This window comes from Agreia bicolorata (genome assembly GCF_000938265.1).
GTDB classification, from domain to species: Bacteria; Actinomycetota; Actinomycetes; order Actinomycetales; family Microbacteriaceae; genus Agreia; species Agreia bicolorata.
This window is the reverse complement of record NZ_JYFC01000003.1, coordinates 673,473-699,268: the sequence shown is the minus strand read 5'-3', so window position 1 is coordinate 699,268 and position 25,796 is coordinate 673,473. Positions and strand designations below refer to the sequence as shown.

Here is a 25,796-nt window from a genome sequence, read left to right as displayed (position 1 = left end):
CTCCCTCCGGAGGGTGCCCAGTTTTGCAGCCGCCACCGACACCGCACAGTCGCCCTTAACCCCAGAGCCGTCCGCTAGGCGATGGCGTCGCACCCTATGTTCGGGCCAATTCGCCCAAGCTGCAGGGTTGTGGGCAGGACTGGACGGTGATCAATCGACGGGCGCTTCGCTGCCAGGTCGTCAGCGAACGGCTCACCGCTGCGAGGAGAGTGCTCTGTCAGCGACCGCCGTAAAGCGTCACTCTTCACCGGGTGGGCCCTGCTGATGTCTGGCAAGGCTCGCGGCAAGCTGATTGAAGTAGTTCTGCTGCGCCCATGCGGTGCGGTCTCCGATGACATACAGCCGACGTTTTGCACGGCTGGCCGCCACATTGACGAGGTTGACACTAGACGCAGCCCACGCCATCGCCCCAGGTTTGCCCGGGTCGCCGCCGAGAACGAGGAAGACCACTGGGGCCTCTCGTCCTTGGGCGGTGTGAATGGTGCCGGCATGCAGCCCCGGATAAGCATCCGATAGCTGCTCCAGGCGGTCGGCGACGGCGCGGAATGGCGAGATCGCAATCACGTCCTTCGGTGCGATGTTGTTGGCGGCAAGGTAGGCCAGTGCTTTCTCGAACCTCGCGATCTGACTCTCTTGAAGATGACTGCCTTTGGTAAGGGCGGGTTCATCAACCCAATGACTCCGGGCGATCAACGGACCGGAGGCGCTCTCGAAGAGGTCCGGCGCCTCTGGATTGGCAATATCCCGCAGCGTGCCGTTGACCATGATTCCGTTGTAAGCAATGTCATTGCAGAACGTGAACATAGGGTCATCACAACGGCGGTGCACCGTCAGCGGGGCACTCACCCAGACCTGCTGGTCGCCCTGCTTCAGGGTCGTACCGTGACGTGAGATCCTGTCGGCCAAGGTCTGCACCGATGCCTGAGGCGGTATCCACGTCTCGGAGATGCGGTACGCGGCTGCAATATCCCGTTGGGCCTTCTTCGGGATCGTCACAACGGGTTGGAGTTGGAGGGGGTCACCCACAGTGATGACGCGTTGAGCTCGCCATATGGCGCCAGCAGCGTATTGCGGTGAAGCTTGACCTGCTTCATCGACGAGCAGCCAACCGATGCTTTCCCGGCCGACATCGCCGAACATGCGCCCGAACGAGGCGAAGGTCGTGGAGATCAGGGGCACGACCAGGAAGAACAACTGCCACGCGGCAAGTTTCTTCTCTGGATCGAGCCGCGGAGGATGGCTTCCGGCGACGACCTCGAGCGCGGCCCGAAGTCCGTGCGACATGGCCTGGGCCGCATTAGCGAGAAAATCCCGGTGGAGATGCAGGGCCGCAAGGAACAGATCGGCGCGAGCCGCATCAAGCTCGAGATCAAGCCACGGGGCACGCAATTCTCGAGCGTCGCCCGTCCACGCTCCATCCGGATACGCCAAGCCTAGGTCCTTCTTGTCGGCGGCAGTTTGTCTTCGGAGCTGCGAGAGAGTCTGCAATGCGCGCGCGTGGTCGGCCTCCGCGAGCGACAGGGCATGTCGGAGCTCCGCCGCATGATCCTCGATAGCGCGGGCACGCGCTTGCGCTTGTTCCCGTGCAGCCTCGTTTGCCCGCAGTATGGCGTCAAGCGGCGCCAGGGCTGCACGCCACTTCCGTACTGCCTGGCCAAGCGTGAAGACGGTTTCGAGAGTTCGGGGGTGGACGGCTACATGTCGTTCGCGGGCCGTTGTGGCCTCCGACCATGCGCGGTCGGCTCGCTCGGCCTCTGCGTAGCCTGCATCGAGGTTAACCAACGCGTGGCGCAGGTCGGCTTGGGCCCGTCCGATATCCGCCATCTGACGTCGCTCGTCAGCCTGAGCGGTGGGAAGCTGGCGCAGGCGTTCCTGCGCTTGGCGCCGCTGTGCAATGAGAGCATCAACTTTCTGCTCGGCACTGATGAAGTCTTTGCGGGCATCAGCCCAGTCTCTGTGCGGGGTGAGACCGTCCCGCCATTGGGCGAGCCGTGTCTGCATCCGCGGTGGGCTGTCCGGCACTGGTTCCTTCGTTCGTGGGTCCTTCTTGTCGAACCAGAACTCAGTGTGAAACGAACTGCGGTTGCGTTTGTTTCCAAGGCGTGCCGCGACTAGGCCCCAAGCCTTGACATCCGCAAAGACGTATTCGTCGGTATCGTCGTTGCTGGCGAGCAATGCGCTAGCAATCTCGGGGAAATAATCTGCTGAATCGCGCCAGCGTGAATCAATTGCCTTGTGCCCCGGAATCTCGGTTGTGACGTTCTCGACAGCGGCGTTGTTCGCCGATGCGACCACCATCTCGAATCCGATCAGCTCCGGGCGAAGCACGGGAACCGTTCTCCGATGCCCGTCTTTGGCAGTCCATTCATGCTTCGTGGAGGTGAACGCATCCTCTGGCCGCGCGAGCGTGGCAAGACGCCGGGCGCGCTCGACCACATTTCCTGCGAGAACGTCTCGGAGCATGGTGGTCTTCCCCGTCCCTGGCGGGCCGTTGACCCCCATGATTCCCCTGGTCGGTGCGAGGTCAGTGAGCGCCTGGTTAACTGCGAACTGCTGTCTCATGGAGAGCACGTGGGAGGGGTCAGATAGCCAACGGCCTTTGGGGAGACGGTCAATATCCACACCGCCGTCGGCTGCTGCGTGCGTCCCGATGACATCCACGCGGCACGACTCATCGAGAGAGACATCGCTCGTCAGGTAGGCGGCCAGCGCATCGCCGCAACTACCGGTGCTCGTAACATCTGCTCGAACCGCCGCGAGGTCTTCAAGAAAGAAGCTGTTGAGAAAGTCGATGTCCTTGCCATCCTCGCCCCGCTGCGCTGGGACGGCAACCGACCTGATCACGATCCCGTCCGTTGCCAGGCTTGGCACACGCGCTATGCCTGACACCTCCTGCGCAATGCGCAGCAACTCCGCAAGCGAATCTGCGTCTTGAACGGGAGGCGCATCAGAATCGCTCGCTTCGCATCTCGCTCCCTCGCTCTCGTCGATCGCGTCGAGAAACGCCTGCGCTGCTTCCGGAAAGCCATCGGCCCAGGTTTGGTCTTGCACACCGCGGTTATTGATCCGAGCGACAGCCCAGAGCGCCGATGACAGCACCCCCGATTCGGCTACTAGCACCCCGTTCTCATCAACGAGAACTCCCGCGCACGCACTCCGCCCGCCTGCCCGCTCGTCATACGCATCCTTGTCCTCGTGGAAAGCGCGATGAAGGTGCTCGTAGGTTGCCTCAAGGTCATACACGCCAAGGAAGACGGTGTGCTGCCAGATCCGTCGCATCGCGCCAAGCGGCTTCGGTGGTTGCAACGTGTCCCACGGAAGCGGATCTCCCGTCGTCCACGCGACAACCTGGCGGTCCGCGCGAGATTGCGTTCGAGGCGTCGGTTTCGGAACCTGTTGAGGGCTGAAGAGCTCCAACATCCACCAGTACCGCAGGATCCGCTGCTGATGATCAACTGCCCGAGAGAAACGCATGCACCAAGTCTGCCGTGCGGTCACTCCGACTGACGCGTGCACACAACGTGAGTGAAGGGACTCCTCGTCACGTGTTGGCTATCACCTCCGGCGGTCTCCCTGCTCCGTGCGGCTATCGACGTCGAGCCGAGGTGAAGGTTTCCAAGATCCTGGCCCTATTGCGGCTCGTGCAAAGCCGGGTCGAGCGCCTCACCTGAACGAGATTTGAGGAACTCGGATTCATTTTCGCGAGCCAGATCTAATATCCGTTCATACGAGGGCGTACTGGGGGTTCTCCCGAGGGCGTGTTCTCGTAGGTCCGTTTCAACAGACCGGATTCGCGCCTCATGACCGGCCAGGCGACTGTCGAGCACCGCCGAGTGCCTCATGAAAACAACCGATTCACTGCTGTTGAGCTGCATGGTCGCCAGTTTCAGTCGTTCTCGTAAATATGTCAGCGCGGCGTCTCCTGTGAGCAGGTGGGGCGCACGGCCGGCGGACTCGAGGTAATCGGGGTCCACGGCCTGGTCCACGTTAGATAGGTGAGCGAGGTCCCAGGCTGCGCCCCAGAGGTCTTGCAGCGGAATTTTACCGAGTTTCAGTAGGCGATCGATGTATTCCACGGCCTCGCGTTGCTGCGGTCCGACGAATCGATCGTGAGCCACTTGCATGGGGTAGCTCAAGATGAGCCCGAGTTCGTCTCTCATCCACGCAGCGAATCGTGAGTACAGGTCGACTCGTTGGAGCACCCGATAGCCGCCCTCGGCCTCATGCCAGAGAGCAGCGATCTTCAGCAGACACACGTAGAACATCAGTTGGGTCGGAAAGGTCTTTCGGGCTTCCAGGTCAGGCTCGACGGGTCGTTGCATCTCTTCTCGATACGCGTGCTGAACGCGTGCGATGCTGGCGGCTCGTTGCGCACCTCCGTCGAACCAAGCATTCATCGTCGCGCGAAGTTTTCGGGCTCGTGAGTCATCCCACATCATTGACGCGCGATCCCAGCCGAGTTCTCCGATCGCAAATCCCGCCACCACATCTTGATGGATGAGGGTGAGTACCGCGTTTTGGACGTCACGATCGCGATCGGGATCGCGAGATGAGCCGTTGGCGGCTTTCTCCATGTGAACGAGGACGTTCGCGTCAAGAAGTACTGATTGGTCGGTTGGTTGGAGAACCGCTTGCCCGTCGAGCCCGAGAACGGTGTATCGGCCGGTGTCCGTCGATATAGCAGGAATGACTATCGCCTCAGCCCACCCACAGAAGGCTCGGCCGGCACCGAGCATGGCCCGAAGGTCGATCTCGCCATCACCGCCAGGAACTCCCAAAACGACGAGCACCCGCTTTCTCGCTTCGGCTGCAGAAAGCCAGGCTGGGTCTGGCGGTGTCATACCGGCCAGATGACCTATTGCTATGCCATCTTGCTCGAACAAGGCGCCGAGGGTACCGGCGAGAACCAGGGAGCCTGCAGGAAGTTCGTTGGTTAGCGTGAGGTACCGGTCACCGACTGTGAAACCGAGGCCTTCGGCGATGTCCCGCATTGTTTTCAGGCGCAGTTGTACTTGGCCTCTGGACGAGGATGCGTCGACTGCGGAGTAAACCAGCACGGGCAATTGCCGATAGAAGACCGGAACCGCCTGGAAGCGTGGAATCATAGTCCAGTCCATCACAGTCACTCCCCCTCGCGTTGTCAGGCAGGCCCTGCCGAGGAGCCAGACCCCCCATCTTTGCAGTTGCACTCCGCTCATCGGACGGCGACGAACTCGGTAATTGCTGAAGCATGAAGGTCATCAAAAGGAGTAGACGGTCGGCAAGCATCGATTGTTGAAAACGACCCTGCTTTCCTGAACCCAGCTGAGGTGGACGTTCTCGGCCAGACCGATTCGACATAGATATGCGTCGGCTTCGGCGTCACGATCGGGTCGCAACGACGTCTCTTCTCCGAGAGGGAATCCATCCCCACAATTCGACTGTGAAGTTAGGAATGACCATTTCCGTGGACTCCCTATTTGGTTTTGTTTCCGCCCTGTTCGGGGTCGTCTTGTTCGTACTGGTTGTGGCGGGCATTGGCGTCAGGCTCGCACTCAGTCCTGTGCGTAGGCATCAGCGCCGAACGCGAGAGGCGCTGGTGAATGCTCTGATCAAGAGTGGTCAGACGGCCTCTAACTGGTCGGTTCTCACAGACTCCGAACGCACAGCAGCGAAGAGACAGGTCACCCGTCTGGACTGTGAGATGCGCATGTCTGGACTGCCCGGCGCCGACGCAGTGGCTACCTGGACAAGCCACAAACTGAGCCAGATCCGTCGCGATGCAATGAATGGGGGCATCAACGAGGACATCGTGCCGTATTTCTCGAACCAGCTCCGCGCCTGGCTGAAGCGACCGCGCCACCACACCGCACTGTTTCGTGACTACATCGAACTCTGGGAACGAACAGAGACAGATACCGACCTGACGATACAAGATTGATGGATGGCCACCCGTTCAACGCTGGGCTATCAGAGCGGCGAAGCGAGGGTTGGCCGTGGTGGGCACTGTTTGTTCAGACGTCAATTGCATGGGTCGCTCTTCTCCCGTTTCTCACCTCTGACGCGGTCATGCAGATCATGAGCATCCATGTTGAGGAGAGCGCCCCGGTGGGTCCGTCTGAAATGGACAACGGAGTGCTCGGACTCTTTCTGCTCCCGGTTCTCCTCCTGCTTCTCCTCCTCATCATCGGCACGCCAGGCGCGGTGATGATTTCGGCGGCGGTCATACTGGGCCTGCCTATTCGTCTGGGAGCTGCCGCGCAATGCTGGTTGATGGCCCACCGCTGGTTGCCTTGGTCCGTTGCTGTGACAGGCGCAGCGCTGTTCGTCGTCATCGAATTCACCGGTCCTGCACGTCCGTGGCCGACCGGGCAACCTTTCTACACGCCCTCGTCGGCACCACTTACACTGGCGATGCTGCTCATCGCCATAGGCTTCACCAACCTCTGGCATCCACGACGGAAAGCCCGATGGCACGCGCTTGAAATCGTGGAAATCGCCCGGGTGGAAAAACGCTCGACGACATAAACCTCGGGTAACCAGCCGCCGCCTCCGCGTTCATGTGATGCGAGCTGAGGGCATGTGGGCCGCTTGTGGCGGTCAGATCCGAGGACCCACTGGCTCGGGCTTCATGGCGAGCACCACGAAGACCGTCCAGTACACGAGCCACAGCGGCTCCCCTGCAACGAAACGCTCGACCGCTTGGGACTGCTGCACGAATAGGTGACATCTGATCTGGCTTGCCCGGGAGGGCGGCCTGGAAGGATGGCATCGTGCCAAAGCCCTATCCCACCGAGTTCCGTGACGACGTCGTGCGCGTCGCCCGCAGCCGCGAGCCCGGAGTCACGATCGAGCAGATCGCGAAAGACTTCGGCGTTCATCCGATGACGTTGCAGAAGTGGATGCGTCGCGCTGATATCGACGAGGGCGCCAAGCCCGGCCAGTCCCGGACCGAGGGCGTTGAGCTCCGCGAGGCGCGGAAGCGGATCCGGCTGAGCAGGAGAACGAGGTGCTCCGGCGGGCGGCGGCATATTTGTCGCAGGCGAACCTGCCGGGAAAAGGTTCTACCCGCTCGTGACAGAGCTCGCCGCCGCCGGGATCCCTGTGACGGTGACGTGTCGGGTACTGAAGCTCTCCCGCCAGCCCTACTACCGGTGGCTGGTCGACCCCATCACGCCCAGCGAGGTGGTGGAGGCGTATCGCGCGAACGCTCTGTTCGACGCCCACAAGGACGACCCGGAGTTCGGGCACCGGCTGCTCGCCGACGAGGCCGCGGAGGCGGGTGAGGCGATAGCCGATCGGACCGCGTGGCGGATCGCATCGAGCAACGGCTGGTGGTCCGCGTTCGGGAAGAAGCGGGGCCGCAGTGGCAAGAAGCCAGGCCCGCCGGTCCACCACGATCTCTGCGCCGTCATCGACGAGGACGGCAGAACGCGACATGTGTTCGCGGCCGAGGCGCCGAACGAGCTCTGGCTGGTGGACATCACGGAACACAAGACCGCGGAAGGCAAGCTCTACTGCTGCGCCATCAAAGACGTGTTCTCCGGCCGGATCGTGGGCTACTCGATCGACTCGAGAATGACGTCCCGTCTGGCCGTCCAAGCGCTCGAGAACGCTGTCGCCATGCGCGGCGACGTAGCCGGCTGCATCGTCCACAGCGACCGAGGATCTCAATTTCGCAGCAGGAAATTCCTGCGCGCCCTGACCCGTCATCGCATGGTCGGATCGATGGGCAGAGTCGGCTCAAGCGGCGATAACGCGGCCATGGAATCGTTCTTCGCCCTGCTACAGAAGAACGTCCTCGACCGTCGGTCCTGGACTACCCGGGAACAGCTGCGTATCGCGATCGTGACCTGGATCGAGCGAACCTATCACCGCCGGAGACGCCAACCCCGCCTGGGCCGTTTGACGCCCATCGAGTTCGAGACCATCATGAACACGACCGTCGCACTGGCGGCGTGACTACAACCTGTCACCTATTCGTGCAGCAGTCCCCTTCGACGCCGAGCGCGTGTTCACGCAACTCCGTCGACCGCGTGCGCCCGACACCTCTGTCTCGCAGGCGGGCAAGATTCTCAGGATGGAGGTAACCGGTACGTAGATGATGCGAAGGCGCTCGGCGCCACCCACCTTGATACCCTGCTGCGCCAGAGCCCGGGTTCCCCGCGCAAGGCTCACCGCCGGCGCGCAACATCAGCTGGGACGTCGAGACTTCACCTCATCGAGAAGCGACTCCAACGCATGGTGGTCGACCACAGCCCTGGGAATAAGTGAGCGTCGTAACACGACGACCGGCAGACCCACCTGCAGTTCAGAATGAACTCCCGCAGGAACCTCGAGCGTCAGCAAAAGCACCTCGCGCTCAACGCCTTTGCGAGTGGGTAAAGAGGTGAGACTTATATCCCGTACAACACTCCATGGATACGAAGCGACAACCTGGGCTGTCCTCGCGAAAGCCAGGAAGCGCACCCCGGTACTACTCGCGGTCATCCACATCATTTGCGAGTAGTCGGGTTGAGCACGAGCATGCCCGGTCGAACCTGGAATCTCACTGATGACTGACGCAAGATCCAACCACGAATACATCCGGAACATCGTCGTCGAGGGCTCCCGAATCTTCATCTTTCGTTCCAGCCTCACTGCCCGCGCTCGCTGAATAGGGAGAGACGCGAGTGCGGCCACAAAAACAACTGCAAAAGGCACGGCCACAATGCCAAAAGCCACTAGTATTGCCGCCGGACTGCCGATCTGCACCAGGTAGATCACGTAATGCACGTAAGCCAGCAGTGGCACCGCCAGAACGAGCATCACCAAAACATGCACGAGGGACGGCCTGCGGCGGGTGCGAAACCTCACAATAGTCCTACGAGCAGTCCGATGCCGCTTGATGCGTTCGTCGTATCGCCGGTCGTCTAGGACCGCCACCGCGCTCTCACTCATACGTCCCTTTTCAGCCTTTGGCCACTTGCTTCGAACATTAGTTACGCACTGCCCGGACTTGGTCACGCGTAGGCAGCCAGCAGGGTGGATCGTCAGTCCACCACGCATATTCCAGACAGCTGAGACGTCCACCAGTGACCCATACCTGATGTTTCGTGGTGAGCTGACGTGTTCCCTTGTCGAGAAGACACGCGTCGGTATCGCGACAGTTATGGATTCGAAATATCAGCCTGATAGCCATTCTCATAAAGGAAGGCCCCAGCATTGTGGCCCGCCGAAAGAAATTCGACAACGGCGTCTTGGAGGGCCGCTGAGGAGTCAACTGCTAGAAGGTTCGCTGAAGACCATTCGAGGTTCGCGCCCAGTTGCTCCAGTCTTTTGACTGTCCCTTCCACCGCGTGACGGCTGTCCCCGAACCAGACCCGACCAACGAAACGTCCCGACGACTCGAGCACAAACGCCAGGCGCCGTTCTTCATTCAGCTGAACAATGTCTCGCAAAGCGACGTTGTATATAAAAAACGGTATGCAACACACTTCAACCGTCGACTCTCCGACCTTCTTCCCCCACAGCTGTTCCGCACTTCCATCGGGAAGCACAGCACGAAAAATGTAGTTCGCCTCGTCCCGCAACAGAGGTGATTCGTGGACATAAACTTGCTCGGACACGTGGTTCGGCAACTCCTGGGTTCCATTCACTAGTGCCACCAGGGCGGCGGCCAATCGCCCTCGTAGCCCGGCGGCGGGTTCGCAGGGTAGCTTTTCGAACCCTTTGAGGGGTTGCACCACGTACAAGCCAGCTGCGCGTTATCGAGTGTTGCGTTGCCGCCTTTGGCCTTCGGTATGGCGTGATCGACTTGCGTGGGGAGCGAGTCCATGTGGCAGTATACGCAAACTCCACCGGGGTTCTCGGCCTTAGCCGCGTCCTTTATAGCGGTCGGGAACGCCTTCCCTGCCGTCTCGCCCCCGGCTGTGCCAGCCTTGATGGCTGGTGCAACGACTCCTTCACCCGCTTTGACGGCTCCCAGCCCTGGAATCGGGACAGCCCCGACTGCCACGGTCGCGGCGCCTGCGACGTAGTCCGACGTCTCATGACCGCCAGGAGTCGCCGCAACAATGGCGGCCCCAGTTCCCGCACCGGCTACTACTCCTGCACCGACGATGACGCCGGCGGCCGCGGCGCCGCAGATGCCGGCTGTGGCTGCGATGCAGGCGACGACGGCCGCGCCGACAGCGATGCCTGCGGCGACGAGCAACACGTCGCGCAAGATCTGTGCGGACTGCGCATTGCCCTCATTCTTATGCTGTTTCTGAACGTACTTGGTGTTTGAACTGGGATCCCAGGGATGCGCCCTCGATGAACCCTTCTTAGAAGATCCCCCAGAGCCGAATCCTGGGTTGGAACTATTGAGGAATGACGCACCGGCTGGCTCCGCCGAACTCGGTGCGGCCATCGGCGGATGCCACGGCTGCGGAACATAGAACAACGAATTCAGATTCGGCTTCGTAATCCCCTGCGGGTTGTAGGGCCTGTACCCCAACACATCACTCAGGGTGGCCGGGTTGTTCGTCACGAATGCGTACCGGTTGACCGACTGCGGCTCCGTCAGCAAGCCCCGGTAGCTGTCCTGCGACAACCACGACCCCGTGCCCGGGTCGTACTGCCTCGAGAAATAACTGTTCAGGTCATACGACGGGTCGGATTGCTCTGAGCCGAACCCGGCGACGGCGTTCCATCCGGTGGTGCCGAAGTTCTGCCCACCGAAGTCGTCATAGTTGGCGAGTTGAGTGACAGATCCGCCAACCGCCTGAGCAGCGACCGAGCCGAGGTTATCGAGCAGATTCCACCGGGTACCCGTATCGGCCGTCGACATGTCGGATGCCTGCAACGCGACCCCGCCCAACGCATCCCGCACCTGCGCGGTCGTACCCGATGCCGGGTTCGACTGCTGCACGATGCTCGTGCCCGACCACACCGATGTCGTCGTCTGCGACCCCAACCCGGACGTGTCTGTCGACGTCTGCTGACGCCCCAGGCCGTCGTAGCCATACGTGGTGGAACGGCCGTCGCGGCTGACGCCGGTCATGCGACCCGCATCCGACCAGCTGTAATCCGTGTTCACCCCACCCACCGTCGACGAGGTGCGCTGCCCATTCGCGTCATAGCCATACACCGACGGGGTGCTGCCCGTCGTCGAGGTCACCTGATTGATCGAGTTGAACGATGCCACGCTCGACGTGGTCTTGCCCGAAGCGTCGGTCTCGGACGCGGCCGTGCGATTGCCGTTCGCGTCATAGGCGTAGTCGGCCTTGCTGCCATCGGTTGACGTCGACCCGGTGAGCCGGTCAAGGGAGTCATAACTGTAGGAACGTTTGGTCTCAGCACGCGGAGCCGCCGATCCCGCCGCCTGGTTCGGCGTCACGGTGCGGGTCGCCGCCGTCACGTTGCTGTTCTTGTCGTAGCTGTATGCGAACGAGAGTGCTCCCCCGTCGGCAACGGGGTTCGTCGGGGCGGGTGTGGTTCGACCGCCGAGGTAGTTGTTCGCGGGAAGACTGTCCGAACCGGAAGCAGCGGGCGCGGCCGCAGAAGCCTCAGCGGCGGCCGGCTTCGGTAGCTGGTTGGCGATGCTCGTGACCCGGTTGGCCTCGTCATAGGCGAACGACGTCGTGATCCCGGTCGAGCGGGTCTCCGTCGTGAGGTTGCCCGCCGGATCCCAGTCATACGACAGGTCACCCCACGGCGAAGTCTGCTTACTGGGGCGGCCCGCCTTGTCATAGCTGTACCCGATGGTGTCGCCGCCCGGCAGGGTGAGGTCGGTCAGCGCGCCCGTGGTGTCGTAGGCGTATGCCACCTTCTTGCCCTGCGGGTCGATCTGCTCTGTCATGCGCCCGGCGGGGTCGTACTTCCACCCGGTCACGCCCAGGCTGTCGGTCATCGCGATGGGCTGGCCCGCCTTGTCATAGGCGTAGGCCACGGAGGTGCCGTCGTTGTAGGCGGTGTTGATCAGCTGGCCGAGCGGGTTGTACGTGTTGCTCTTGGTGTTGCCCTTGGCGTCGAGCTGCGAGGTGAGCTGGCCGAGGGAGTCGTAGTTGTACGACCACGTGTTGCCGGCCGCGTTCGTCTCGCCGACGACGCGATTGTTCTTGTCGTACGAGAGCGTGTCGACGTTGCCGTTCGCATCGGTTGCCGACGTGCGGTTGCCCACCTTGTCGTACGCGTAGCTGGTCGTGACATTGGATGCCGCGGTCTGCGTTCCGTCGCCGGTTGCGGCCTCGACCACGGTGGTCAGCTGCCCGGCGGGGTCGTAGCTGTAGTTCGTGACGACCCCCAGGGGGTTCGTCATCGACGTCTGCCTGCTCGCCGCATCCCAGGCGAAACGCGAGGTGTTGCCCAGCGCATCCGCTTTCGCAGTCACCCGACCCATGGGGTCGTAGGCGGTCGTCGCCGTGTGCCCGTTGGGGTCGGTGACGCTCGTCGTGCGTCCATCGCCGTCGTACCCGTATGCGGTCACAGCGCCGAGCGGATCGGTGGCGGATGTGACGAGTCCGCGGGGGTCGTACGCTGCGGTCGAGACCCGGCCGAGGGCATCCGTGGCCGTGGTCAGACGGTTCGCCGCGTCGTAGCCGTAGCTCACCTTGGCGCCGGTCGCATCGGTGGCGGTCAGCACGTTTCCACTCGCGTCGTAGGTGAACGAACTCGTGCGACCCGCTGTGTCGGTCGTCGACGTGACGCGCCCGTTCTTGTCGTAGTCAAAGGTGGACTTGTCTCCCGCGGGGTTCGTGATGCTGCTCACCCGACCGAGAACGTCGTAGGCGTAGGCGGTCACGTTGCCCGCGGCATCCGTCGTCGCCGTGGTCTGGCCGACTTTGTCGTACGACGCCTTCGAGACGTTGCCCAGCGCATCCGTCGTCGAGGTGACCCGACCGAGCTTGTCGAACGACTGCTTCGTGGTGGCGCCGGCCGGGTTGGTCGACTCGGTGATCTGACCCAGGGGGTCGTAGGCCCGCTTCCATGCTCCCCCGTTCGGATCGGTCACCGTGGTCGGCCTGGAAAGCTTGTCGACGTCGAACTTGGTGACCGCGCCCACAGGATCGGTGACGCCGACGAGCGCATCCTCCTTGTTGTAGGAGTACGTGGTCACGCCACCGTCGGAGGCCGTGACCGAGGCGAGGCGGAAGAGCGCATCCCACGTGTAGCTGGTCACCGCACCGGTGGGGTCGGTCGAGTTGAGCAGGTGCCGGTTGCCGTCCCACACATACGAGGTGACGCCGCCGGCTGGGTCGGTCGCCGTAGAGACGTTGCCCGCGCCGTCGTAGGCGTAGCTGCTGGTCGCGCCGGTCGCATCGGTGCTGGATGTGATCAGTCCGGCAGGGTTGTATCCGTACGTCGTCGTGTGGCCGTTCGCGTCGGTCGCGGAGGTGAGGTGGCCCTGCCCGTCATACGCATAGGTGGTGGTGTTCCCGCCGGCATCCGTGGCCGAAGTGAGATTGCCCGCAGCGTCGTACCCATTCGCGAGGGTGCTGCCGTCGGGCAGGTGCACGCCGGTGATCAAGCCCTTCGCATCGATGTCATACGTCGTCGTGCGCGCGGCGCCGCCCGGGCCGCCCTGGTCGGTACTGCTCGCCACCTGGCCGGTAGGCGAGTAGGTGTACTTCGTCGTCGTGCCGTCGGGGGCGGTGATCTGCGTCACGTTCCCATTGGCGTCGTAGGTGTATCCGTAGGCGTTGCCGGCCTCGTCTGTGTAGGCCGTCACGTTGTTCGCGTCATCGTAGGCATACGTCTTGCTGCCTCCGGTCGCGTCGGTGACCTTCGTCACCCGATGCTTGTCGTCGAAGGCGAACACGCTCACGTCGCCCTCGTTGTCGGTGTACGAGGTCTTGCCGCTGTCGTAGGCGAACGACCGAACGTTGCCCTGCGCATCCAACTGTCTGATGACGCGACCCTGGGCGTCGTACTCGTTTGTCAGATAGGTCACGCCCACGGGGTCGGTGGCGGTCAGCAGGTGGTGTGCACCGTCGTAGGTGAACGAACGCGTGCCCGATCCTCCGGGGTAGACGATTGCCGCAAGATCTCCCGCATCGCCGTACGAGAAACCCCACACTCGGCTATCAGGCGCGGTGAACGAGGCCACCCGACCCAGGTCGTCGCTGCCCACCTGAATGACCTGGCCCGAGGTGTCGGTGATCGATGCCATGGGCAAGAACTGCGCGTTCTCGCTCGCCGCCCCGTATTGAATGTCGTATCCGTTGCCGGCCAGGTCACGGAACGAGGAGAGCTCGCCGACGCCCTGAGGATCGGTCGCATCGAACGTCCACACCGAACCGTCCGCGCCCGCCAGCGTCAGCTGGCCGGCGACCTCAGTGAGGCTCTGATGCTTCACCGGATCTGCCGCATAGCCGCCCGCACCATTCGGCGCGAATGTGTACGAGGCTCCGTCACCTCGAACGATCATGACCGAACCGTCAGAGAACTTCTGAGCTCTCGCCCCGAGCCCGAACGACCACCCGGCACCGATTCGCGAGAGCCGACCGTCCTGCCCGTTGTACGTGAGACCGAGATCGATCTGGGAACCACCGTTGCCGGGCAGCGTGAAGATCGCCTCATCTTCGATCAGGTTGCCCGTCGAGAACGACACCGGCTCGGATCCGTACATCTCGTAATTCTGGTGACCCAGATCGGCCCAGGCAGCCTTCTCCGCATCTGTCGGAGGCTCGGGGAAACCCGCCGCCGCTGGGCTGAGGCAGTTGTAGCCCTGCGACACCAGATACTCACGGAACGACTCGGCGACACCGGCCGCGATCTTGTCCATGTGCTGGTCGATGATCGTCCAGTCATAGTTGTTGTCGAGGTTCGCCGCCTCGAGGTGCGTATATGCACCCGGATTTGAGACGAACTCCTGCTGTGGAATGTTCTGTGCCGGCTCCGCGGCCCAGATCTTCGCCGGCATCGTTGTATACCCGGGCAGGACATTCACCAGAGTGTCCGACACCGCCGCACTCTCCGGTGTATTGATCGGAAACACCTTCGACCCACCGGTGCTCGCCGACCCGTTACCCCAGGCATGACCAACCGGAGCGTCGAATGCCAACGTCGCCGTCAAGACCGGGTTCTGCGCGGCCGCAAAATCAGCTCGATCCTGAGCCGAAACATAGGGCGTATTCGGGTCGGAGCGAGTCAACGACACCGTGGCAAGGCAGGCGTTCTGCAGCAGCGTCTTTACGCCGTTCGCCAACGCGATGTTGTACGGAAGCTCGGAGTCCACCTTCGCGGGGCTGTCCGTATGGGCGACCCCGTCATCCGGGTCAAGCACCACGACCGGGCCGACCGGCGGAACAAAAGGCTTGCCGATCACGACGAACTGCGACAGGTGGCCAGACTCGCCCACGACGGCGCCGGAACCGGCCTCGTAGTGCGAGGCCACCGGCATCCACGGATCGCCCGGGTTCTCGCGCGTGAAGATCTGCAAAGACGCCGGATCGATGCCGTCGAGCTTGGACTGGTCGACGTTCATCGACAGGGCGACGCCGGGCTTCACATCGGTGACGCCCTCGGTGCCCGCACTCGTCTTCGAGGTCGTAACATCTGCCTCGACCGTGGTGACCTGCTTGCCACCACCATCGACGGCCGAGATCTTCACCGGCGCCGACACAACTGTGCCACCCGTTTCCGAGGCGGCAGACACTGCCGCAGAGTCGGGCATCTTCGACATCGTCACGTCAAGCGCGCCATCGTCTTTCTTGCCGCCGAAGGTCACCGACGTTCCGACCTCGTCGCCGGTGACGGTCGACCCGTCACCCGGCTTCACCGAGCCCGAACCCACCTCGACATCGTCCGGGGTCGTTGCTCCGCCGCCATCGTCGGTGTTGCTGCCCTGCGCCGCAGCAGTCACCTCGGCGAGAGTCGACGCGGCACGCTCTGCGGCCTGCTGACGCGGAGATGCCTGAGCAGGAACCGCACCGCCCACCACCAGCGCAGCCGAAACGACAAAAGTCACCGTGGAGCGGAGCAGCACACGGCGCCGTGCTGACGTCTTCACCATCATCACGCGCTTACTCCCCAGACTTTTCATCGAACAACGAACTGATCTGTGTCGAATCGCCACCTGGGCTGTCCGATGCACCTCCGAGGGCCGCGACCGCGCGCTGCTGCTTTCGCCGCGCGAGAAAGACAACCAAGCCGCCGAAAAAGAGCATCGCGACGACCCCGATCGGCAGCCCGACGGTCAGCCCGGTGCTCGCCAACGCCTCCGCCGCCTCGCGTGCCGCCTTCTCGCGAGCTGCCTTCGCCTGGTCGAATGCCTTCTTCAGCTGCGCCGCGTCAGAGACCCCGTCGTGGTTCAGATCCTCGTCGCCCGTCGCGCACGTCGTATCTCCGCAGATGACGATCTCGATCCAGTCCGCGATCCCGTCGCCATCAGCGTCTTCGTCGCCGGTTGAACACGTCGTCGTGCCGCAGACGATCTGCTCGGCGTAATCGGGGATGCCGTCACCGTCTTCATCCGCATTCGGATCGGCACACGTCGTCGAACCGCACGCGGTGATTTCGACCCAATCGGGGATGCCGTCGCCATCCGCATCTTCGGCACCCGTTGCGCACGTCGCGGTGCCGCACATGACCCGCTCCACCGAATCCGGAAGACGATCGGCGTCGGAATCGCAGGCGGCCGCACTAGCGGTCGACGTACACGCCACCGCAGGAGTAGCCGCCTGTGCCGGCACAGCCACGAGAGCAAGCGCCGCGACCACAACGATAAGGAGAAGAGCACGAACGACCCGTGAGCACGCAGACATAGAAACCAATCAGCTGAGGATGCGAAGGAACCCTTCATCTGATTGGACGCGCGAGCGGCGCGTTCATTACGCCACTTGGGTCACGAATATTTCTGCGGCTCGAGCGAACGGCGAATACGCACCCACTCGACCAGCTCTATCACCCCGAGGGGGCGGAGGTCAGTCCATCAAGTCGAGTACTGCGACTCCGCCAACCAACGCCCACTCGTTCGTCAACGACGCAAGCTGCGGCACCTCCTGCAAGGCCACGCCCAAGGAGGTGAAGACGACGACGGTTCCGTCTCGCACTACCTGCATTCCTGCCACATCGAGCTGAGCGGCGGGGTCGTATTGCCCACCGGGCTTCAATGCCCACGCGCCCGCCCCCGAGACCCGCGCATCCTGAACCGTCCAGCCCAGCGGCTCCATGCTCTCTTCGGTGTACGAGGGATCCCTCGAGACACCGACCGAAATGCCGCCGTATTCTCCGATCTCGATGTTCGACGCGTTCGTCTCCGGCGTGTACCAGACGCAGCCGAGCTCCGGGCCCAGTGATCCCGTCGATACTCCGTTCTCGCTCCCCTCTAGTTCGATGAGTCCCGCCACCTCAGGGCCGAGGGCTGCCTTGACCTCGTCGCAGCTGGGGAACCCCTCATCTGCGTCGGGTGTTGAGCTGGGAGCACCGGTTGTTTCGCCCTGTGGCGCCGCCGGAGCCTGGCCCGCCGACGAACCGGCGGGCGCCGTGTCGCCGGTGTTGCTGCATCCGCTCAACACGGCTGTCATCAGAGCCACCGCGACGGCGGCAAGGATGGTGGATTGCGTCTTCGAACGTGCCGTCATGAATTCGCTTTCTGTCGTGCATGACAATGACGCACCGATTTTACTTCTCCTGACGACGATCGTTATCGGTCCCCACAAAGGCCCGGATCCACGACCCGGGCCTTCGTTGTTCTCGTCGCCGCGGCGGAACGGGCGGAGATCCGTTCAACCGGCGCCATATATGGGCCGGATGCGCCGTTCTCCGCCCGTTCATCGTTAAACGGGAGGAGATTTCGCATATCGACGCGCTATTTGCGTCGGATGCGCAGATCTCCTCCCATTTCAACGCGCAGAGGCATGTCAGGACCGACCTCGAGGCGATGTCAGGCTGAGGCCGTGTCGATCCAGAAACGCATCTCGCCCTCGCTGTTGATACGGTCTTCGACTCCGCCATTGCGGCGAACGACCGCGATCGAGGCTGCGTTGTGGGGCGCAACAGTCAGAAGTGCCCGCTCGATGCCCAGACCGGCGCACTTTACGAGAGCCTGTTTCAACATCCGGGTCGCGTGGCCCTGACGCTGCCAGGGATACACGACGTGGTAGCCGATGTGACCTCCGCCTTCGTCGTCGGTGAGCTCGTGTCTGATGACGAGCGAACCGAGGTAGTACTCGCCTGATGCGAACCAGAACAGCTCCGAGGCAACGCCCCAGCGTTCCCGCACACCCGTTCTCTCGGCGACGAACGCGTCGAAGTCGAGGCTCGCGGCTTTCAGCCACGACGCATCCGACCCTCGGTGCTTCATGTCTGCCTGCTCGCCAACGAGGTACGACGTCTTGAGGGTCGTCGATGGCACGGACAGTCGGGGCGGCTCAGGCAATTCGATCATGGAGTGAAGCCTAGGCGCGGGCAACGGTCAACCAGCCCGGACTGGTAGCGTGCCCCGCATGGACCAGCTGCCCGAAGAACAGCACGGCAACAAAGACATCGCAGAGTCCGACAGAGGAGCGTTGATCGGGTCGATCATCTCGGCCATCTTCGGTGTGGCGTGGGGCTTCTGGGGGTCGTCAGGTCTGCCCCATTTCGCAGCCCTGTGCACGCAACTCGTGGCCACCCTGATTGGCCTCGTGATCGTCATCGCAGCCGTGAAACGGCAGACGCAGATCCCAAAGGGCGACCCTTCCCGCGGTCGCACACTGTTCTCGTCTCGCGCCTACGTGACCATCGTCGTATCCGAGGTGCTCGCCATCGTCGGAGGCAACATCGTTCTCACCGCCACCGGGCAGGACCAGTTCAGAATCGCCCTCGTTTCGGCGATCGTCGGCCTCCACTTTCTTGCCTTCGGTCGGCTCTTCTGGTCGGGCTTCTACTGGCTCGGCGCGGCCATGCTCGTAGCCGCGGCTGCTGGCATCGCCATCGGAGTGATCACCAACGACGCGAACCTCGTCCTCATCATTACCGGCCTCGCTTCAGCGGCGAGCCTGTTCGTCGCCGCCGTACCTCCACTCCTGCGCAACGCACCTACGCCCCGGGCGTCATGAACCCGCACTCGTAGGCGAAGACCGCGGCCTGCACTCGCGTGCGCGTACCGGTCTTCGCGAGAACGCTCGAGATGTGCGACTTGACCGTCGGCACACTCACCCAGAGCTCGGCGGCGATCTCGACGTTGCTGAGGCCACGGGCCACGGCCCCGAGCACCACCCGCTCACGCTCGCTCAGGTCGTTGAGCAACGCGATCTGCGCCGGATCAGGCGACCGAGTCACTTCAGTCCGAGCGGGCGCCACCGTCTGCTCGATCAGGGCTCGGGTCATGGCGGGGTCGATCAGCGAGTCGCCTCGCGCGGCCGATCTCACGGCCGCCGCGAGCAGATCAGGGCCCGAGTCTTTCAGAAGAAAACCGGACGCTCCCGCCGATATCCCCTCGAAAAGGTACTCATCGTCGTCGAAGGTCGTGATCAGCACGACCGCACACTCGAGGTCGGCCAGGATGCGCCTGGTCGCCGAGATTCCGTCGAGTCTCGGCATGCGAATATCGGTGACGACCACGTCGGGTGCGAGCGCATGTGCGTCGCTCACCGCGTCTTCGCCATCCGCGCTCTGGCCCACCACCTCGATGTCGTTCTCGGCGTCGAGCATGGCCGCGATGCCCGCGCGGGCGATCGGTTGGTCGTCGACGACGAGCACACGAATGGTCATGATTTTCCCTTTCGTCGACGCGCTCCGGCGGCGGTGCGCGGCACCTCCGCGGTCACGACCCACCCTTCGCCATCGGCACCACTCACGAGCTGCCCGCCGAGAGACGCGAGTCTCTCCTCCAACGACTCGAGCCCGGAGCCACCCTTCGGCATGTCGGCGAACCGCTCGCGCGCGGGGCCCGGATCGCTCACCCGCACCGTCCACACGAGCGGCTCTTCTGCGACGTCGACCCGCACGCTGTGTGCGGCCGAGTGCAGCATCGTGTTTGTGAGACTCTCCTGCACGGTGGCGATGATCGCCGCGCGATGCTCGGCCGGCATCGCGTCGCCAACGCGCACCGTGGCATCTACGTCGTAGCCGATCGATCGCACACGATCGACGTGCGCACCGAGTTCGTCGGTGAAGGCGAGCGGCGCCACGGCGCTGTTCGCCGGCGGCGACTTCAGAACGCGCACAACGGTGCGGATGCGCGCAAGCACGTCTTGCCCGTTCGTCGCGATGTCGCTCATCGCCTGCTCGAGCGGCTCCACCTGCCCGTCTGACACACGCAGAGCGGCCTGAGCGCGGATCACGAGGGCCGCCACATGGTGGGCAACCTCGTCGTGCATGCCGCGGGCGATGCGGGTGCGCTCCTGTTCGGCGATGCGCGCGACCTCGGCGGCGCGCAGCTGAGTGAGCTCCCTGTTCTTTCCGGCCAGCTCCTCGGCGACGCGGCGCTGCTTGCGAAGCATCAACGCGAAGACGATCACCAGAGCGCAAGCGATCAGCTCGGCCACCAGAACAGAGCGATCCTCGCCGCTGTCGAGCAGCAGGGCCTCGCTCAGCGGACGGGACTCGACCAGAAGACCCACGATGTCGCGCCACGGCAGAATCATTAGAAGAGCGAGCGTGCCGAAGGTCGCTGCCGGAGCGATGACGGGCCCGTCATCGGAGATCATGATGAAGACCACGATCGCGAGCGGAACCAGCGCTTGCGGCGCCCCCAGATACAGACCGTAGAGCTCCGGAGGAAGAGGGGTCAGCGTCGTGTAGGCGGTGTACAACGTCACCAGCACCAGTGTCTCCACCGGCCATCGGCGTGTGGTCGCGGCCCCCAATACCGCGAAGAGACCGAGGTAGATGTAACCGGGCAGCCCCTGCGGGTACCAGTCGAAACGCCGGGCGACGGCAAGTCCGATGAGGTACGCGACCCCGGCGGCGCCGATGATGACGAGACGCCGCCTGTGGGGCGCAGCGAGAAACATCCGGATGCGTGTGAACGGGCCCTGGTCGGGCATGGCGTCGTCTTTCTGCGCGGTGATCAGGAACGGCCTGATCGTGGGCATGTCACTCACGCTAGCGTCACCTCGTCATAGGTTGCGCTCTCGTACACGGGGGTGAACCCGACGAGCGCGTAGAGTTCGGCGGCGGCCGAGGCCGCGTCGGTTGCCGCGTTGGTCGCTGTCGGCCGGGGGAACGCGCGGGGCTCACGGCAGCGCGCGAGAAGCGCCTCGACGAGGGCGGCCCGCCACACGATGTCGGATGCGCGCAGCGCGCCGGGCAGGATGCGCACCTCGAGCGTGTCTCGCGCCGGGGTGTCGGTGAGCAGCGCGGTGAGGTTGACGTCGAAGTACTTCGACAGGCCAGTGCCGCGAGCGGCGGTCTGGAGAGCGCTCCAGCGTTCGGCGTCCGTGAGTTCGGTCTTCTCCTTCTCGACGAGGTCGAGAAGTGCCGGCGGCAGCGCCTGCAGACGGGTGCACGCGGGGTTGGTTCCGAGAGCGATGCGCAGCGCCTCGCGCCAGTGACCGAAGAGCCGCACGAGATTCGAGAATGCCGACGCCGACCGCAACGGTGCCGCATCGAAGTGCAGATGCACGGCGGCCTCGACGGGCACCGTGAAACCGAGTTCCCGGGCCGGTTGCAGCAGGCGCTCCAGCACCGCCTCGTGATCATGAGTCAGCGGCGGAGTCACGATCTCGCACGGGCGCTCCCGCCCGGCGGCGAGCGACGTCGCCATGGCGATGCTTGCTCCGGCTCGGTCGCGCAGCCGGCGCACGGTTCCGACCGTCTCCACCTGAGTGCCGAACAGAGAAGCGACGTCATCGAGCACCCGAGAGAACGGAGTATCGGGAGGCGTGTGACCCGCGACGAGCCGAAGCAGTCGGCCGTCGTCAGACAAAATCCGGTAGCTGTGTTCGTCGGATGCCGGGGGCACGACAGCGGCCCGGCCACCGACATCCGGCGTTGCCTTGTGTCGGTCTCGTGCGAGGTCGGCGGCGATCGTGATGTCGTCGACGAACGTGGCGATCGGCTCGCCCGCTGAATCGACAACGAGGAAGCCTGGGGTCAGGTGCCAGAAGTGACCCATGCCCGGCACGAGCGACGGCTCCGAGTCGGTGTGGAAGAAGCGCTCGATGCGCCCCGCCTGCTCGCGACGGATGCGGTCGGCAAGGGTGCGCCGGCTGGAACCATCCGGGGCGAGAAGCTCGATCTCGAAGCCGATGCGCTCGTGCAGGATCATGCGTGGCCGGCGTCGCGTGTCGCAATGATCGGTGTCACAAGGGAAGATCCTTGCCGGCCAGGATTTCGCCACCGGCGCGAACGATCGCGCTGTACGTGTCTGTCTGCCACAGCCCTGCCAGCTTGACGGCATCGGAATCGTCGAAGCCGGCAAGCTGGAAGGCACGTAGTGCCTGATCGTTGGTAACCGTCGCGGGCAGTGCAGGCAATGACTGGTGAGCCAGAAGAACAGCACCCATCTCGGCCTTCGCCTCGATCATGTCTCCGGAGCCCCAGGCCGTGGCGAGGGCGAGGAGCTGAGGGTAGGTGTCGAACGAGTATTGGAATGCGGTGCGCTGCTGATCTGGTGTGTACGACATCGTGGTCGCCTCATCCGCTCCGAAAGGCAGAGCAACGCCCGCCAGGATCTTCGCCCCAGCCTTGCCCCGAGCATCTTCGGGAGTCGTTTCCCAGACGACCGCGAGGTTCAGTGCGTCGTCGGCATAGGCAGATGTGGCGAACGCGGCCAGGTCGGCCTCGGTGTAACTCGGCAGGGCCGCCTTCGGCTGCTCGTCCGCCGTCGAGACCGCACCGGATGCTGTCACATCGGAGTACGCGCTGCCGGGGGTCGCGAGGGCCCCCATGGCGCCGAGTCCCACGATGGATCCGGCGATCAGGCATGCTGCTGCCGCGGTCGTTCCGACTCGAAGGAAGGCCGATCCCTCGGCGCGCTCCTTGCCTGCCGAGGTGTCTCGAGACTCATCCATGTCGTTCTCCTTGCTTCGGGTCGGCGGGCTCAGACGTGTTTCATCTCGTGCCGACAAAGCTAGACGCTATGAGTCCATCGTGACGGGCAACAAGGGCCGCGGGCCCCGTTCGTTCGCGCGTCGTCGAGACGTATCCCCAGGAATGAGCGCGCCTCGCGAAGAATCCATCCGAAGGGATGAGTCTGGGGCACGGGCCGCTCAGCTGAACGTGCCGAGCTGCTGATCGATCGGAACCGACCTCTCCGATTCCACGTCGCCCGTATGAGCAGTGGTCACCGTCTCGATGAGCATGATCTCGACCTCGTTCTCGGCCACCGGGTTGTGGCGAACCCCGCGGGGCACAACGTAGAACTGGCCGGGGTCGAGCACGACCTCGTCGCCGCCCTCCAATTGGATGCGAAGGCGCCCCGAGATCACCAGGAACATCTCGTCCTCCTGGTCGTGCGCATGCCACACCAGCTCGCCGAGCAGCTTCGCGACCTTGATGTACTGGTCGTTAACGCGGCCCACGACCCGAGGGGTCCAATGCTTGTCGACCTGCTGGAGTTCGGCGGCGACATCTATCCCAAAAACGTTCGTCATGCATCCAGTGTGGGTGATCGCGGCCCGATCTCGATACGGCCGCGGCGTTCCCTGAGCTTGTCGAAGGGCGGCGTGCTCGATCAGCGGAACGGGCCCTGGCTGTCTATCGTTGAATCATGGGCACCTGGAGTGGACAACCGTTCAGAAGTGACTCGGCGAGCGACTGGGCCTATGACCTGGCCGATGCCTCTGACTGGTCGGTCGTGCGCGACGCGCTGACCGAGGTCATCGGCCAGACCGACATCGATGCAGACGACGCCGCCATCGCCATCGCCGCGGCCGAGGTTGTCGCACACGGCCTCGATCGCCCCACGCAGACGGATGCCTACACCGAGTCGGTGGGCTCGTTCGTGCAGCGGGTCGGCCGGCCCGACGCCGAACTCGTGGCGTTTGCGCTCGACGCTCTCGCCGCCGCCGGCTCTGCCGAGAGCGAATTGACCGAGCTGTGGCAAGACGAAGATCCCGACGAGTGGCTCAGCGCGAACGCGGCGCTGAAACAGGCTCTGGATGCCGGGCTACCCGGCCATGGCTGAACGCCCGACCCGTTCGAAGCGACATCGCCGCCGTCGGCGGCTGATCGTCACTGCTGTCGTTGTGGTGACTCTGGTCGCCGTTCCTCTGATCGTGAACGCGGTGACCCCGCGCCCGGCCGCCCTGCTCATCCGGGCCGGAGTGGGATCGGTCAAAGACACGGTCACCATCGGCCCTTACGCCGATCGAATAAGCGGCATCGAAGCCAGCGATCCCATCTCGGTGCCGGTCGACGGCCTGCCCGACGCCCAGCTCGTTCTCTACTCGAACGGTGAGGAGTCGACGACAGGCAAGCCCGTCGTTCTCCTCATTCACGGCGGCGGATGGATTCTCGGCAAGGCGTCGCAGATCGCAAGCTACGCGAAGCTGCTGGCTTCGGAGGGGTACCTGGTCGCCAACCTCGACTACTCGCTGGCCCCGGAGTACGAGTATCCGACGCCCGTGCTTCAGTCGCTCGCAGCATTCGACTACCTGCGCGAGAACGTCGCGTCGTTCGGCGGCGACCCGGCCCGGATGTTCGTGGCCGGCAATTCGGCGGGCGCACAGATCGCCGCGCAGCTCGGGGCGATCGTCACCAATCCATCGTTGCGCGAAGAGATGAATGTGTCTGTCGAGACGCCCGCGACCGCGCTGCGCGGCGTCATCCTGTATTCGGGGCCCTACGACTTCTCAACTGTGTCGCGCACGAATTTCGCCGCGTTCGACACCTTCGCCTGGAGCTACCTCGGGCGCAAGGACTGGTCGTCAGACTCGAGAATCGACCAGCTCTCAACCACGCGCACGGCGACGGCCGACTACCCGCCCACCTATCTGACGGCTGGTGACGCCGATCCCCTCGAACCGCAGAGCTACGAGCTCGACGCCGTGCTGCGCGCGCAGGGAGTCGACGTCACGAGCCGCTACTGGACAGGCTCGGGCAGGGCACTGCCGCACGACTACACCTTTGACCTGTCGACGACCGCGGCGCAGACGGCGTTCGACGACACGGTCGCCTTCATCGAGAAGCACTCCTCATCGCGCGAGTAACGCCTCCAGCTCGTCGACGACGAGGTCGGGGCGCGTGATGAACGGATGGTGCCCCGTCGGCACCTCGATCGAGCGGGTGGCCCGCGCCGCATGGAAGCGCTGCAGCTCGAGCGAGGTGCTGCGATCCTCGCCGCACACGATGTACGTCGAGTCGACTCCGTGCCATCCAGCCGCCGTCGTCGGAGTCGTGAACGCACTCGCATCCTGAGCCGTGACCCGCTGCCAGGCCTCACGCTGGGTCTCGGCATCGGCATCCTGCAGAAACCGGGCGCCGAACGACGTCGCGTCGTAGCCCGAGACGCTGAGCGTGCCGTCGCCGTTGTCGCCGATCGACACGGGGTCGGGCTCACCACTCATGATCGCGCCCTGCGCCTGGCCGATATCGGGCAGGTACGACGAGATGTAGAGCAGGTGCTTGATGGCGGGGTGCGTTCCGGCCTCGGCGATGACGGTTCCACCGTATGAGTGGCCGACCACGATCGCCTCGTCGGCCTTGTCGAGTTCGCGGCGCAGCGCCGCGGCGTCCGCGATGAGCCCGCCCGCGGCATCCGAATCGCCGTCGGCCCCGCCGGTGGCACTCTCGCCGCACGACGGCAGCATCACGGCGCGACTCCGGATGCCCGTGCGCCGCTCGAGCAGGTCGGCTGCGGGTTGCCACCACCACGCTCCGCCGCGAACAAGAGCGCCGTGCACGAAGAGCAGCTGCATGGTGGGGTTCCTTTCGGATGCGGTGACGCTTCAGACACTAGGGCTCGGAGTGCCCGGCGCACA

General features: G+C 63.9%; 19 protein-coding genes and 1 pseudogene. 6 read left to right on the top strand and 14 right to left on the bottom strand.

Annotation, left to right across the window (positions count from 1 at the left end):
- Window positions 1-237: 237 nt before the first annotated feature.
- Together TZ00_RS10190 and TZ00_RS10185 are read right to left on the bottom strand one after the other, a co-directional pair.
- On the bottom strand, window positions 238-3,474 hold the full coding sequence (locus TZ00_RS10190) for a DEAD/DEAH box helicase (protein ID WP_044441289.1): 3,237 nt from the start codon (window positions 3,472-3,474) through the stop codon (window positions 238-240).
- Window positions 3,475-3,629: 155 nt separating this feature from the next.
- Entirely contained in the window at window positions 3,630-5,105 is a 1,476-nt protein-coding gene (locus TZ00_RS10185; RefSeq protein ID WP_152631150.1) for a hypothetical protein, read from the bottom strand.
- Between the two features lie 329 nt (window positions 5,106-5,434).
- Here TZ00_RS10185 and TZ00_RS10180 point away from each other — a divergent pair, with 329 nt between their 5' ends.
- From TZ00_RS10180 to TZ00_RS10170, 3 genes and pseudogenes are all read left to right on the top strand, one after another.
- The gene (locus tag TZ00_RS10180; RefSeq protein WP_044441287.1) at window positions 5,435-5,920 is read left to right on the top strand and encodes a hypothetical protein; all 486 of its coding nucleotides are present in this window, start codon (window positions 5,435-5,437) and stop codon (window positions 5,918-5,920) included.
- A 128-nt stretch (window positions 5,921-6,048) separates the two neighbouring features.
- On the top strand, window positions 6,049-6,507 hold the full coding sequence (locus TZ00_RS10175) for a hypothetical protein (protein WP_152631149.1): 459 nt from the start codon (window positions 6,049-6,051) through the stop codon (window positions 6,505-6,507).
- Window positions 6,508-6,752: 245 nt separating this feature from the next.
- Window positions 6,753-7,941: pseudogene (locus TZ00_RS10170) on the top strand (IS3 family transposase).
- A 231-nt stretch (window positions 7,942-8,172) separates the two neighbouring features.
- Here the strand turns inward: TZ00_RS10170 and TZ00_RS10165 are convergent.
- The 6 genes from TZ00_RS10165 to TZ00_RS10140 form a co-directional block, all read right to left on the bottom strand.
- Window positions 8,173-8,790 (bottom strand): hypothetical protein, encoded by a 618-nt coding sequence (locus TZ00_RS10165; RefSeq protein WP_152631147.1) that lies wholly within the window; start codon window positions 8,788-8,790, stop codon window positions 8,173-8,175.
- Window positions 8,791-9,128: 338 nt separating this feature from the next.
- Window positions 9,129-9,641 carry a DUF4265 domain-containing protein gene (locus TZ00_RS18870; protein WP_052521461.1) on the bottom strand — a complete coding sequence of 171 codons (513 nt, stop codon included), beginning with the start codon at window positions 9,639-9,641 and terminating at the stop codon, window positions 9,129-9,131.
- Complete coding sequence (locus TZ00_RS10155) at window positions 9,617-15,961, bottom strand: RHS repeat-associated core domain-containing protein (protein ID WP_052521460.1); 6,345 nt, start codon at window positions 15,959-15,961, stop codon at window positions 9,617-9,619. Before TZ00_RS10155 ends, TZ00_RS18870 begins: the two co-directional genes overlap by 25 nt.
- Window positions 15,962-15,968: 7 nt before the next feature.
- A complete protein-coding gene (locus TZ00_RS10150; protein ID WP_152631146.1) occupies window positions 15,969-16,709 on the bottom strand; it encodes a hypothetical protein in 741 nt (246 codons plus the stop codon).
- Between the two features lie 159 nt (window positions 16,710-16,868).
- Entirely contained in the window at window positions 16,869-17,528 is a 660-nt protein-coding gene (locus TZ00_RS10145; RefSeq protein ID WP_044441282.1) for a hypothetical protein, read from the bottom strand.
- Between the two features lie 302 nt (window positions 17,529-17,830).
- The gene (locus TZ00_RS10140; RefSeq protein WP_044441281.1) at window positions 17,831-18,334 is read right to left on the bottom strand and encodes a GNAT family N-acetyltransferase; all 504 of its coding nucleotides are present in this window, start codon (window positions 18,332-18,334) and stop codon (window positions 17,831-17,833) included.
- Between the two features lie 58 nt (window positions 18,335-18,392).
- Here TZ00_RS10140 and TZ00_RS18865 point away from each other — a divergent pair, with 58 nt between their 5' ends.
- Window positions 18,393-18,986 (top strand): hypothetical protein, encoded by a 594-nt coding sequence (locus tag TZ00_RS18865; protein ID WP_052521459.1) that lies wholly within the window; start codon window positions 18,393-18,395, stop codon window positions 18,984-18,986.
- Here the strand turns inward: TZ00_RS18865 and TZ00_RS10130 are convergent.
- The 5 genes from TZ00_RS10130 to TZ00_RS10110 all read right to left on the bottom strand — a co-directional run bounded on the left by TZ00_RS10130 (window position 18,967) and on the right by TZ00_RS10110 (window position 23,468).
- On the bottom strand, window positions 18,967-19,641 hold the full coding sequence (locus tag TZ00_RS10130; RefSeq protein WP_044441280.1) for a response regulator: 675 nt from the start codon (window positions 19,639-19,641) through the stop codon (window positions 18,967-18,969). The two genes, TZ00_RS18865 and TZ00_RS10130, sit on opposite strands and share 20 nt — an antisense overlap.
- The gene (locus tag TZ00_RS10125; RefSeq protein ID WP_152631145.1) at window positions 19,638-20,966 is read right to left on the bottom strand and encodes a sensor histidine kinase; all 1,329 of its coding nucleotides are present in this window, start codon (window positions 20,964-20,966) and stop codon (window positions 19,638-19,640) included. The genes TZ00_RS10130 and TZ00_RS10125 overlap by 4 nt, the downstream gene beginning before the upstream one ends.
- 5 nt (window positions 20,967-20,971) lie before the next feature.
- Complete coding sequence (locus TZ00_RS10120) at window positions 20,972-22,141, bottom strand: amidoligase family protein (protein WP_044441276.1); 1,170 nt, start codon at window positions 22,139-22,141, stop codon at window positions 20,972-20,974.
- A gap of 34 nt (window positions 22,142-22,175) precedes the next feature.
- Window positions 22,176-22,886 carry a hypothetical protein gene (locus tag TZ00_RS10115; protein WP_044441274.1) on the bottom strand — a complete coding sequence of 237 codons (711 nt, stop codon included), beginning with the start codon at window positions 22,884-22,886 and terminating at the stop codon, window positions 22,176-22,178.
- Window positions 22,887-23,084: 198 nt separating this feature from the next.
- Window positions 23,085-23,468, bottom strand: a complete 384-nt coding sequence (locus tag TZ00_RS10110) for a cupin domain-containing protein (RefSeq protein WP_044441272.1) — start codon at window positions 23,466-23,468, stop codon at window positions 23,085-23,087.
- A gap of 116 nt (window positions 23,469-23,584) precedes the next feature.
- Here TZ00_RS10110 and TZ00_RS10105 point away from each other — a divergent pair, with 116 nt between their 5' ends.
- On the top strand, window positions 23,585-24,001 hold the full coding sequence (locus tag TZ00_RS10105) for a DUF4259 domain-containing protein (RefSeq protein WP_044441270.1): 417 nt from the start codon (window positions 23,585-23,587) through the stop codon (window positions 23,999-24,001).
- Complete coding sequence (locus TZ00_RS10100; protein WP_161793760.1) at window positions 23,994-25,025, top strand: alpha/beta hydrolase; 1,032 nt, start codon at window positions 23,994-23,996, stop codon at window positions 25,023-25,025. Before TZ00_RS10105 ends, TZ00_RS10100 begins: the two co-directional genes overlap by 8 nt.
- On the opposite strand, the gene TZ00_RS10095 is transcribed toward TZ00_RS10100, so the two are convergent.
- The gene (locus TZ00_RS10095) at window positions 25,011-25,733 is read right to left on the bottom strand and encodes an alpha/beta hydrolase (RefSeq protein WP_044441266.1); all 723 of its coding nucleotides are present in this window, start codon (window positions 25,731-25,733) and stop codon (window positions 25,011-25,013) included. The two genes, TZ00_RS10100 and TZ00_RS10095, sit on opposite strands and share 15 nt — an antisense overlap.
- Window positions 25,734-25,796 lie beyond the last annotated feature (63 nt).